Source organism: Acidimicrobiales bacterium (assembly GCA_035316325.1).
Taxonomy (GTDB): domain Bacteria; phylum Actinomycetota; class Acidimicrobiia; order Acidimicrobiales; family VFJN01; genus DASXTK01.
Genome location: DATHJB010000147.1, coordinates 37,961 through 48,791 on the forward strand (window position 1 = coordinate 37,961; position 10,831 = coordinate 48,791).

General features: G+C 73.2%; 10 protein-coding genes and 1 pseudogene. 7 read left to right on the forward strand and 4 right to left on the reverse strand.

Annotation, left to right across the window (positions count from 1 at the left end; translation table 11 throughout):
* Positions 1 to 119 precede the first annotated feature (119 nt).
* Positions 120 to 506: a MerR family transcriptional regulator gene (locus tag VK611_19360; protein HMG43498.1), complete on the forward strand. Its 387-nt coding sequence runs from the start codon at positions 120 to 122 to the stop codon at positions 504 to 506.
* Positions 507 to 510: 4 nt separating this feature from the next.
* Here VK611_19360 and trxA read toward each other — a convergent pair whose 3' ends face one another.
* Positions 511 to 840, reverse strand: a complete 330-nt coding sequence (gene trxA, locus VK611_19365; protein ID HMG43499.1) for a thioredoxin — start codon at positions 838 to 840, stop codon at positions 511 to 513.
* An 84-nt stretch (positions 841 to 924) separates the two neighbouring features.
* Between trxA and VK611_19370 the strand changes: the two genes are divergently transcribed.
* Together VK611_19370 and VK611_19375 are read left to right on the forward strand one after the other, a co-directional pair.
* On the forward strand, positions 925 to 2,079 hold the full coding sequence (locus VK611_19370) for an ABC transporter ATP-binding protein (GenBank protein ID HMG43500.1): 1,155 nt from the start codon (positions 925 to 927) through the stop codon (positions 2,077 to 2,079).
* Position 2,080: 1 nt separating this feature from the next.
* Positions 2,081 to 3,442: an FAD-dependent oxidoreductase gene (locus VK611_19375; protein HMG43501.1), complete on the forward strand. Its 1,362-nt coding sequence runs from the start codon at positions 2,081 to 2,083 to the stop codon at positions 3,440 to 3,442.
* Between the two features lie 326 nt (positions 3,443 to 3,768).
* On the opposite strand, the pseudogene VK611_19380 reads toward VK611_19375, so the two are convergent.
* Positions 3,769 to 4,329: pseudogene (locus VK611_19380) on the reverse strand (glycosyltransferase family 2 protein).
* Here VK611_19380 and VK611_19385 point away from each other — a divergent pair.
* Genes VK611_19385 through VK611_19400 form a run of 4 tightly spaced genes read left to right on the forward strand, consistent with a single transcriptional unit; the run spans position 4,308 to position 8,952 of the window.
* Entirely contained in the window at positions 4,308 to 5,336 is a 1,029-nt protein-coding gene (locus VK611_19385; protein HMG43502.1) for an extracellular solute-binding protein, read from the forward strand. The pseudogene VK611_19380 and the gene VK611_19385 overlap by 22 nt on opposite strands.
* A 31-nt stretch (positions 5,337 to 5,367) precedes the next feature.
* The gene (locus VK611_19390; protein ID HMG43503.1) at positions 5,368 to 6,954 is read left to right on the forward strand and encodes an iron ABC transporter permease; all 1,587 of its coding nucleotides are present in this window, start codon (positions 5,368 to 5,370) and stop codon (positions 6,952 to 6,954) included.
* Complete coding sequence (locus tag VK611_19395) at positions 6,951 to 8,342, forward strand: hypothetical protein (GenBank protein HMG43504.1); 1,392 nt, start codon at positions 6,951 to 6,953, stop codon at positions 8,340 to 8,342. Before VK611_19390 ends, VK611_19395 begins: the two co-directional genes overlap by 4 nt.
* Positions 8,329 to 8,952, forward strand: a complete 624-nt coding sequence (locus VK611_19400; protein ID HMG43505.1) for a hypothetical protein — start codon at positions 8,329 to 8,331, stop codon at positions 8,950 to 8,952. Before VK611_19395 ends, VK611_19400 begins: the two co-directional genes overlap by 14 nt.
* 3 nt (positions 8,953 to 8,955) lie before the next feature.
* On the opposite strand, the gene VK611_19405 is transcribed toward VK611_19400, so the two are convergent.
* Both VK611_19405 and VK611_19410 read right to left on the reverse strand, forming a co-directional pair.
* Positions 8,956 to 9,309, reverse strand: coding sequence for a CBS domain-containing protein (locus VK611_19405; protein HMG43506.1), 354 nt, complete (start codon positions 9,307 to 9,309; stop codon positions 8,956 to 8,958).
* Positions 9,310 to 9,446: 137 nt separating this feature from the next.
* Positions 9,447 to 10,721 carry an ISL3 family transposase gene (locus tag VK611_19410; GenBank protein ID HMG43507.1) on the reverse strand — a complete coding sequence of 425 codons (1,275 nt, stop codon included), beginning with the start codon at positions 10,719 to 10,721 and terminating at the stop codon, positions 9,447 to 9,449.
* Positions 10,722 to 10,831 lie beyond the last annotated feature (110 nt).

A 10,831-nucleotide genomic window follows, 5' to 3' on the forward strand; every position in this document is an offset into this window, starting at 1 on the left:
AACGAGGTCAGGAGGGAACGTGACAGCACGAGGTTTCCCGGTCGTGTCCCTCCCGAGAACGGCATGTGGCGCAGGCCTTTCTTGACCCTGTACCGGGGTACGGCCCGTAGCGTGGGGGCATGGGCGCGCTCACGATCGGAAGGCTGGCCGAGGCGGCCGGCGTGCACGTCGAGACCGTGCGCTACTACGAGCGGCGCGGCTTGATCGAACCGCCGCCCCGCTCGCCGTCGGGCTATCGGCAGTACTCGGCCGACGACCTGTGGCGCCTCCAGTTCATCGCCCGGGGCAAGCAGCTCGGCTTCACGCTGAGCGAGATCGCCGAGGTGCTGGGCGACGCGTCTCGCACCACCGAGGCGGTGCGAGACGCAGCCGAGGCGAAGATCGCCGTGGTCGACGAGCGGCTGGCCGAGCTGGCCCGCACCCGCTGCCGGCTGCAGCAGCTCGCCGACCTGTGCAGCCACGGCGACGCCGCCGACTGCGTCGCCCTCCGCGTCGCCGCCGGCTGACGGCTCAGGCGTCGAGCACTTCGGCCAGCTCGGCCAGGAGGTGGTGCTTGCCGCGGGCGCCGATCAGGCGCTGCACCGGTTGGCCGTCGACGAACACCAGCAGGGTGGGGAAGCTCATCACGTCGTAGCGCAGGGCGACCTCCGGCTGCTGGTCGACGTCGAGCTTGTAGATGCGGAGGCGGTCGGCGTGCTCGGCGGCGATCTCGTCGAGGATCGGGGCAAGGGCGTGGCACGGTGGGCACCACTCCGCCCAGAAGTCCACCAGCACGGGCACCGGGGAGCCCAGCACCGTCTCGTCGAACGCCGTCGCGGTCAGGTCGGTCACTGCGGTCATGCCGGGAACGTACGACCCGTACCCCGGTCCGGGGTCAAGGCGGTCGTGCGTGTTTGGAGTGCCCCAGCTAACTTGTAAAGCGACATGAACAGAGCGGGCACGACCGAGCGCTCCAGCGCCCCACACGCCGAGGCCGACGCCGTCGTGCCGGCGGCGCCCGAGGTCGTGAACGTCCCCGATCCCGCGCCGATCCCCGCGATCGCGGTGCGGGCGCTGCGCAAGAGCTTCGGCACCACCGAGGTGCTCCACGAGGTCGACCTCACCGTGCAGCCGGGTACCGTCGTGGCACTGCTGGGGCCCAGTGGCTGCGGCAAGACCACCCTGCTGCGCAGCATCGCCGGCCTGGAGCGCCCCGCCGCCGGCGAGGTGACGCTGGCGGGCCGCACCGTGTCGGGGCCGTCGGACTTCGTGCCGCCGGAGCGCCGCCAGGTCGGCATGGTGTTCCAGGACTGGGCGCTGTTCCCGCACCTGAGCGTGGCGCAGAACGTGGCCTACGGCCTGCCCCGCGCCGAGCGCAAGGGCCGCCGGGTCGACGACGTGCTCGACATGGTCGGCCTGGCCGGGCTGGGCGACCGCCTGCCGTCGACCCTGTCGGGCGGCCAGCAGCAGCGGGTGGCGCTGGCCCGGGCGCTGGCGCCCCGCCCCAAGGTGCTGCTGCTCGACGAGCCGTTCTCCAACCTCGACACCTCCCTGCGGACGCGGGTGCGCAGCGAGGTCCACCAGCTGCTCGCCGAGCTGGGCATCACCACGGTGTTCGTGACCCACGACCAGGAGGAGGCGTTCGTCCTGGGCGACGAGGTGGCGGTGATGCGCGCCGGTCGCATCGTCCAGCAGGCCCGCCCGGCCGAGCTGTACGCCCGTCCCGTCGCCGCCTGGGTGGCGACGTTCGTGGGCGACGCCAACCTGGTCGACGGCGCGGTGACGGGCGACGGCGCGGCGACGGTGCTGGGCCGGGTGCCGCTCGACGGTGCCGCCGAGACGGACCGGGTGCAGGTGCTGCTGCGGCCCGAGGAGCTGCGGCTCGACCCGCTGCGGCCGCAGCCCGGCGTGAGCCAGGTGCGGGCCACGGTCGAGCTGCGGGAGTACTACGGCCACGACACCGTGTACCTGGTGCGGCCCGACGGTGGCGACGTGTTGCGGGTGCGGGCCGGCTCGGCTCCCCGCTTCGCCCGGGGCGACCGGGTGGCGGTCCGCTACGTCGGCCCCCCTGCGGTCGCGTTCGCCGTCGACACGGGCTGACGTGATCGTCGTCGTCGGCGCGGGGCCGGCGGGCCTGGCGGCGGCGTGGCGCGCCGCGCTCGCCGGGCACGAGGTGACGGTCGTCGAGCGGGCTCCGGTGGTCGGGGGGATGGCCGGGTCGTTCGAGGTGGCGGGCGTGCGGGTGGACCACGGCAGCCACCGGCTGCACCCGTCGACCCCGCCCGAGATCCTGGGGGCGCTGCGGGAGCTGCTGGGCGACGACCTGCAGGTGCGCCCCCGCAACGGCCGCATCCGGCTGCTCGACCACTGGGTCGCCTTCCCGCTGCAGACCGGTGACCTGCTGCGCCGCACGCCGCCCCGGTTCGCAGCGCGGGCGGCGCTCGACGCCGCGACCGGGCCGCTGCGCCGCCCCCGGGCCGACACGTTCGCCGAGGTGATCCGGGCCGGCCTCGGCCCTGCCGTGCTCGACACCTTCTACGGGCCGTACGCCCGCAAGCTGTGGGGCGTCGACGCATCGGAGCTGGCGGGGGAGCTGGCCCGGCGCCGGGTGAGCGCCTCGTCGCCGCTGGCGATCGCCCGTCGCCTGGTGCGCGGCGCCCGGCCCGAGGGCCGCACGTTCCTCTACCCCCGGCGGGGGTTCGGCGCGATCGCCGAGGCGCTGGCCGACGCCGCGGTCGCGGCGGGCGTCGACATCCGGCTCGGCACCGGCCTGCGGGCGCTGAAGGCGGGGAGCGAGCTGCGGGTCGAGCTCGACGACGGCCGCACGATCGACGCCGCCCACGTCTGGTCGACGGCACCGCTGCCGGTGCTCGCCCGCCTGACCGAGCCGGCGCCCCCGGAGGTCCCCGGCCTACGGCATCGGGCCATGGTGCTGCTCTACCTGGTGCTCGACCGGCCGCCGTGGACGGCGTTCGACGCCCACTACTTCCCCGGGCCCGACGTGCTCGCCAGCCGGGTGTCGGAGCCCCGCAACTACCGCGACAACCCCGACGACCCGGGCGACACCACCGTGCTGTGCGCCGAGATCGCCTGCGACGAGGGCGACGCCGTGTGGCAGGCGTCCGACGCCGACCTGGCCCAGCGACTCGCCGACGAGCTCGCGGCGGCGGGACTGCCCCGGCCCAGCCCCGTCGCCGTCGAGAGCCGCCGGCTACCCCGGGTCTATCCCCTGTACCGGCCCGGCTTCGCCGACGACCTCGCCGCCCTGGAGCGCTGGGCGGGCACGATCCCCGGCCTGGTCACCTTCGGGCGCCAGGGGCTGTTCACCCCCGACAACACCCATCACGCCTTGGCGATGGGCTGGGCGGCTGCCGACGCGCTGCGCGACGCCGACGGCACCTTCGACACGGCGACGTGGACCGCCGCCCGGGACGGCTTCCGCTCGTTCGTCGTCGAGGATTGAGGCTCAATGCGGCGCAGCCGCCCTTGACGCTGCTTGGGGCGGCGGCGGGGTGGTTGGTATGGGGACTGAAGGTCGATGCTGCGCAGATCGAGCTCGGGGGCCGGCGACCGCAGCTCCCGCCACACCGCCGGCACCACCCGGCGCAGGTAGGGGAGGAGCTTCACGAACGACTGGCCGTGCTCCCGGAACCGGTAGGTGATCGGCACCTCGGCGTAGCGGAAGCCCTTGGCCAGCAGGTCGAGGGTGAGCACCTGGGCGTAGTTGAAGTCGTGGACCAGCTCGGCCGACCGAGCGGCGGCGGGGGACAGGGCCCGGTAGCCGGACTGCCCGTCGGTGAGGCCCCGCACGCCCCAGCGCCGCACCAGCAGGCGCAGCACCAGCGTCAGCACCTGGTTGCCCACCCAGCGATGCGGCCGCATCGACCGGGACAGACCGGCGAAGCGCGACCCGACCACGTAGTCGGCGGTGCCCGCCAGGATCGGGGCGACGAGGTGCTCGATCTCCTCGGGGGCGTACTCGCCGTCGGCGTCGCAGAACACCACCGCGGCGGCATCGCGCTCCACGCCCAGCACCAGTCCGGCCCGCACGGCGGCGCCCAGCCCCTGGTTCGTCGGGAGCGCGTGGACGTCGGCGCCGGCGGCCCGGGCCACGTCGGCGGTGTCGTCGGTCGAACCGTCGTCCACGACCACCACCTGCAGCGGATGCCCGGCCACCGTGGCGGGGGCTCGTCGCACCACCGCGGCCACCGACTCCTCCTCGTCGAACGCGGGGAGGAACAGCAGCACGGGCGCCGACGAGGTAGGGCTATCAGTCACAGTTAGGGGATCTTTACAGTAAATGCGCAGGATGGCTAGCCTCCGTCGACATGCGACAGGGGCAGCGGGCACGAAGAGGGCTGGCGATCGCCGTGGCGTTGGCCATCGGAGTCTCGACCGCGGCGGCGGGCTGCAGCAGCAGCGACGACGACTTCCTCTACATCTACTCAGGCCGCACCAAGAACCTGATCCGCCCGCTGCTCGACCAGTTCGCCGAGGAGTCCGGCGTCAAGATCGACGTCCGCTACGGCGACTCCGCCGACCTGGCGCTGCTGCTCGACGAGGAGGGCGACCGCACCAACGTCGACGTGTTCGTCTCGCAGAGCCCCGGCGCCGTCGGCTACCTCGACGCCCAGGGACTGCTCGGCGAGCTGCCCGAGAGCGTGACCGGCATGGTGCCCGAGGGCGACGCCGCCGAGGACGGGAGCTGGGTGGGCCTGTCGGGCCGGGTGCGCACGCTCGTCTACAACACCGACCTGATCGACCCGGCCGACCTGCCCGACTCGGTGCTCGACCTGGCCGACCCGCAGTACGCCGGCCAGGTGGGTGTGGCGCCCACCAACGGCTCGTTCCAGGACTTCGTCACCGTGCTCCGCTCCCACGTCGGCGAGGAGGAGACCGGCGACTTCCTGACCGCGCTGGCCGACGGCGGTGCCCCGACGTTCAGCAACAACACCGCCATCGTGGAGGCCGTCGGCCGCGGTGAGGTGCCGATGGGGCTGGTCAACCACTACTACGCCTTCGTCGCCAAGGCCGAGGACCCCGACCTGCCCGTGGAGAACTACTTCTTCCCCGCGGGCGACTACGGCTCGACGCTGCTGGTGACCGCGGCGTCGATCGTCGAGGGCTCCGACATGCCCGACGAGGCCGAGCAGTTCGTGGAGTTCCTGCTGTCGTCCGAGGCCCAGCAGTACTTCGGCGACGAGACCTTCGAGTACCCGCTGGCCTCGGGCGCCGAGCCCGCCGACGAGCTGCCGCCGTTCGACGAGATCACCACCACCCGGGTCGACCTGGGCGAGCTCGGCAGCGGCCTCGAGGCGACGGCGGAGCTGATCGACGCCAGTGGCCTCCACAGCTGACGCCGGGCGCGGAGGGTCCCGCCTCGGGAGGTTGACCGGCGGCGCCTCACCGACGCTGGTCGGGGTGTGCGGCGTGGTCGGGCTGCTGTTCGCCGCGCCGCTGCTGTACCTGGTGAGGGAGAACCTCGCCGGCAGCGAGGACCTCGTCGACCTGTACACGTCGGCGCGCACGCTCGGGCCGCTGCGCAACACGCTGGTGCTCGCCGTCGCCACCGCGGCGTCGGCGTCGGTGGTCGGCACCGGGCTGGCGTGGCTGACCACCCGCAGCGACCTGCCGCTGCGGCGGTTCTGGGCGGCGGTGACCCCGCTGCCCCTGGTGTTCCCGTCGTTCGTCGGGGCGCTGGGGCTGGTGGCGGCGCTGTCGCCGGGCGGCCTGCTGGAGTCGCCACTCGGCTGGGTGGGCGTCGACCCGACCCGGCCCGAGGGCTTCTGGGGCGCCTGGCTGGTGCTGACGCTCTTCACCACGCCCTACGTCCTGCTGCCGGTCGCCGCCCGGCTGGTGTCGCTGCCGCCGTCGCTGGAGGAGAGCGCCCGGCTGCTGGGACGCGGCCCGTGGGCGGTGTTCCGCACGGTGGTGCTGCCGCAGCTCCGCTCGTCGATCCTGGCGGGCGCCCTGCTGGTGTTCCTCTACGCGGTGAGCGACTTCGGCGTGGTGGTGCTGCTGCGCTTCGACACGCTGACCCGGGCCATCCACACCAACAGGCTGTTCAACGCCGACCGGTCGGCCGCGCTGAGCCTGCTGCTGGCGGTGGTGGCGCTGGCGGTGGTCGCCGCCGAGCGGACCGTCTCCCGGCGGGCCCGCGACGTCGACGGCGTGCGCACCAAGCAGCCGTTGAGGGTCCCGTTGGGGCGCGGCCGCTGGCCGGCGTTCGGGCTGGTGGTGGTGTGGACCGGGCTGGCGCTGGGTGGGCCGCTGGCGTCGCTCGGGCTGTGGGCCTGGCGCGGCCTGGCGGGCGAGGGCAGCGACCTGAGCGGTGCCGGCGAGGGCCTGGGTGGCCTGCGGACCCCGGCCGGGAACTCGGCCGCCATCGGCATGGTGACGGCCCTGGTGGCGGTGGCCGTGGTGCTGCCGCTGGCCTACCTGTCGGCCCGCCATCGGGCCGCGGCCGGCGACGCCGCCAACGGCCTGGTGGCCGCGGGCTTCGCCCTGCCGGGCCTGGTGGTGGCGCTCGCCGTCGTGTCGTTCGCCTTGGACCTGCCCGAGTCGTGGGGCCTGTACGAGAGCTTCACCCTGCTGGTGTTCGCCTACGTGGTGCACCTCGGCGCCCAGTCGCTGCGGGCGGCGCAGGTGGCGGTGGCGGCGGTGCCCCGGCGGCTCGACGAGTCGGCCCGGATGCTGGGCGCCGGCCGGGTGCGGCGGTTCGGCACCATCGAGCTGCCGCTGATGGTGCCGGGGCTGGCGGCGGGCGCGGGCCTGGTGCTGCTGTCGACGATGAAGGAGCTGCCGATCACCCTGCTGGTGGCGCCGACCGGGTTCGAGACCCTGTCGACCCGGATCTGGGCCGACGCCGAGTCGGGCTTCCTGGCCGAGGCGGGACTGGCCAGCATCGTGCTCGTCGCGCTGTCGGGCGTCCTGACCTGGCTGCTGGTCACCCGGCGGACGGAACGCCTGGCGTGACGTCGCGGCTGGGGCTCGTCATGGCGGGGGTGGGCGTGGTCGTGGCGGCGTGGGCGATGGTGGCGATCCCGGCCCGGGCGACCTCGGGGGCGCGCACCACGGCCGACGAGCCGCAGTACCTGCTGTCGGCCCAGAGCCTGGCCGAGGACCGGGACCTGTGGATCGACGACGAGCTGGCGGAGCGGGCGTACGAGCCCTTCCACGAGGTGCGGCTGCCGGTGCAGACCGAGCGGCTCGACGACGGCCGGTCGATCAGCCCCCACGACCCCCTACTGCCGGCGATCCTGGCGGTGCCGATGGGGCTGGGCGGCTGGGCCTGGGCCAAGGCGACCCTCGCGGTCCTGGCCGGCGTCCTGGCCGCGGTGCTCACGTGGACCGCGGTGCGGCGGTTCGACGTGCCCCTGCCGGTCGCGGCGGTCACGGTGCTCGCCTTCGGCGTGTCGGCGCCCCTCTCGTCGTACGGCACCCAGGTCTACCCGGAGCTCCCGGCGGCGCTGGCCGTCGCGGTGGCGGTCGCGGCGCTGACCTCCCCGTCGTCGTCCCGCCGTCACGACCTGGTGTGGGTCGCCGCCGTCGTGGCGCTGCCGTGGCTGGGAGTGAAGTACCTCCCGGTCGCCGCGGTGCTGGCGGTGCTGGGGCTCGTCCGGTCCCGGTCGACCACGGCGCTGGCGGGGCTGGCGGTGTCGGGGGTCGTGTACCTCGTGGGGCACCAGCTGCTCTACGGCGGGTGGACCGTCTACGCCGCGGGGGACCACTTCGTGGGCGGGGAGCTGACCGTGGTCGGGAGCTCGCCGGACTACCTCGGGCGGAGCCGCCGGGTGGTCGGGCTGCTGCTCGACCGTGAGTTCGGGCTCGCCGTGTGGATGCCGGGCTACCTGCTCGCCGTCCCGGCCGCTGCGGCGCTGCTGCGGCGCCGGCCGCCGGGCTGGCTGGTGCTGGCCCTGCCCGCCGCCGCCGGGTGGGCGACCGCCACGTGGGTGGCCCTCACCATGCACGGCTGGTGGTGGCCCGGGCGGCAGACCGTCGTGATCCTGCCGTGCGTCGTGCTCGCCGTGGCCTGGTGGGCCGGGCGGGTCGCGGCCATGCGCCCGGCCGTCGCGGTCGCCGGGGTGCTCGGTGCCCTCAGCTGGATGTGGCTGGTGGTCGAGGCGCGGCGGGGCGACCTGACCCTGGTGGTCGACTTCGCCACCACCCGCAACCCCGTCTTCCGGGCGCTGCACGCCGTGCTGCCCGACTACCGCCATCCCGACAGCGGCGACTGGCTGCTGCAGGCCGCCTGGCTGGTGGGGCTCGGCGCCGTGGCCGCCGTCGCGGCTTTCGGGCCGCGGTTCGCCCGCCCTCGTTCGACAATCGAGACAACAAGGAGTGCAACCCATGTTCCTGCATAGAGGACGGAAGGCCGTCGCGCTCGTCGGCCTGGTCGCCCTGCTGGGTGTGGCCGCGTGCGGCGACGACGACGACGATGGCGCCTCGGTCCGGGAGAGCGGCGACACGTCGGGCAGCGGCTCCGGCTCCGGTAGCGGCTCGGCGTCCGGGACCGGCTCGGGCTCCGGCTCGGGGTCGGGCAGCGGCACCGCCGACGGCGAGGAGTGCGTGCTCGTCGGCGCCTCCGATGCCGAGCCCACCGAGACCGTGGAGGTCACGCTCCAGGAGTTCACCATCGAGCCCGTGCCCGACGAGATCCCGGCCGGCACGGTCGAGTTCGCCGTCACCAACGACGGCACGGAGATCCACGAGATCGTGATCGTGAAGTTCGACGGCGAGCCCGGCGACATCCCGACGGCCGACGACGGCTCGGCCGACGAGGCCCAGCTGCCGGCCGGCACCGAGGTGCTGGAGATCGAAGGCTTCGCCGGCGAGGGCAAGACCTGCACCGCGGCGTTCGACCTGGAGGCGGGCAGCTACGCCCTCTTCTGCAACATCGTGGAGGAAGAGGACTCGGGCGAGCTGGAGGCCCACTACCAGATGGGCATGTACACCAGCTTCACGGTGACCTGACGGTCAGACGGACTGGCGGCTCAGCGTCTCCGCGGAGACGACACCGACCACATGGCCGTCCTCGAGCACGGGTACGCGTTCCAGCTCATGCGTCTGCATGAGCTGGAACGCCATGCTGGCGGTGTCGTCGGCGGACACGGAGGGCCACTCCGTGTCGCAGCAATCCCCCGCGAGGATGGTGGCGGGGTGGCGACCGGCTGCAATGGCGAAGACGACGATGTCGCTGTTGGTGAGCACACCACAGAGCTCGCCCTGATCGTCCATGACGAGGGCGTCGGCGACGTCCCGCGCCCGCATCAGGTGAGCTGCCGCTTCGATCGAGGTGCGGGCATCGACCATGAGCGGATCAGTGTCCATCACGTCTCGAACCTTCTGAGCCATCGCCGTTTCCATCCCGAGGTGGTTTGCTCACACCGACACGCAAGAGCTTCCCCTACCGCGCGCGGGTAAACAGTCCGGCCGAAGAAATCTGGCTCTCGGAGCGGATCCGTGGGTTAGTGGCGGCCTGGGAGGTGGGGGGTGTGGCCTCCGAGGGCGAGCATGGCGAGGGCGATGAGGGGTTCGGGGCCGTGGAAGCCGAAGGCGATGCGGGTGAGGAGCCGGATCTTGGTGTTGGTCGACTCGATCAACCCGTTGGAGAGCCCCGAGTCGAGCGCCGCGTGGATCGCGGCTCGGTGTTTGACGATGCGGCGCTGCAGGCGGACGAACGCTGGGAGCCGGGAGCGGCGGGCCCATGAGATCCAGCGGTCGAGAGCGATCTTGCCTTGTTTGCCTTTGACGGCGAAGACGTAGCGCAGTGCCTCTTTGAGCAGGTAGGCGCGCCACAGCCGGGGGTCGGTCTTGGCGATCCAGTCGAGCTGCTGGTGTTGCCGTGGGGTCAGGTTGTCGGGGTTCTTCCAGAGGGCGTAGCGGGCTCGTTTGATCGTGCGGGCTTGGCCGGTCGCCATCTCGTGTCGGCCGGTCGTGGCGTTCGTGCGACGGCGGCCGGATGCTTCGTTCCACACTCGTCGCCGTTCGACGTCGAGCGCTTCGGTTACCCAGGCCACGACGTGGAACGGATCCGCGCAGCGGATCGCGTTCGGTGCTCGCTGGGCGACGACCCGGGCGATCCAGTCGGCCATGTCCGCCGACACATGGGTGATCTGTGCAGCCCGCTCCGCGCCGAGTGCGTCGAAGAACCGGTGCAGGGTGGCGTCGTCCCTGCCCGGCGCGGCCCACACCAGGCGGCCGGTGTCGTGGTCGACCACCACGGTCAGATAGCGGTGGCCCCGCTTGTAGGAGATCTCGTCGATCCCGACCCGGGCCAGGCCCTCGAACCGGTCGACCGAGGCATCGATGTCCGCGCTGACCCGGGCCACGATCGCGCCGACGGTCCGCCACGCGATGCGCAGCAGTTCCACCACTGCAGTCTTCGAGACGTGCACCGCCAGCCAAGCCGCCTGGTCGTCGAAGTCCCGAGTGTGACCCGCGCCGTGCCGGGCCCAAGGGACCTGCGCCACGGTCGGGCCGTGCTCGCGACAACGCACCCGGGGCGCCTCGGCCTCCAAGAACACCTTCGTTGACCCAAGATCCAGCGCACGCCATCGGCGCCGTCCCTCCCCCCGATCGAACCTCGGTGAGCGGCGACCACAGCGCCCGCACCGGCCCCGAGCCCTCGCCGCCGGCCGCACCCACACAACCACCGCCTCCGCGTCGTCGTCGAAGTCGACGCCCTCGACCACCGTGCGCGTGAGCCCACACGCACGCTGCCATACGCTCCGGATGCGCACCCCGTTCTGCCTCCCGATTCGGACCTTCAGACAGCCCGGAACGTAGGAAGCAAACGGGGTGCGCCCGCGGATAGCCGCTCAACTGACCCACGGATCAGTCAGTTGAGCCA

Coding starts and splice junctions, on each gene's coding strand:
- VK611_19360 (HMG43498.1), top strand. CDS start 120: ATGGGCGCGCTCACGATCGGAAGGCTGGCCGAGGCGGCCGGCGTGCAC.
- trxA (HMG43499.1), bottom strand. CDS start 840: ATGACCGCAGTGACCGACCTGACCGCGACGGCGTTCGACGAGACGGTG.
- VK611_19370 (HMG43500.1), top strand. CDS start 925: ATGAACAGAGCGGGCACGACCGAGCGCTCCAGCGCCCCACACGCCGAG.
- VK611_19385 (HMG43502.1), top strand. CDS start 4,308: ATGCGACAGGGGCAGCGGGCACGAAGAGGGCTGGCGATCGCCGTGGCG.
- VK611_19400 (HMG43505.1), top strand. CDS start 8,329: ATGTTCCTGCATAGAGGACGGAAGGCCGTCGCGCTCGTCGGCCTGGTC.
- VK611_19405 (HMG43506.1), bottom strand. CDS start 9,309: ATGGACACTGATCCGCTCATGGTCGATGCCCGCACCTCGATCGAAGCG.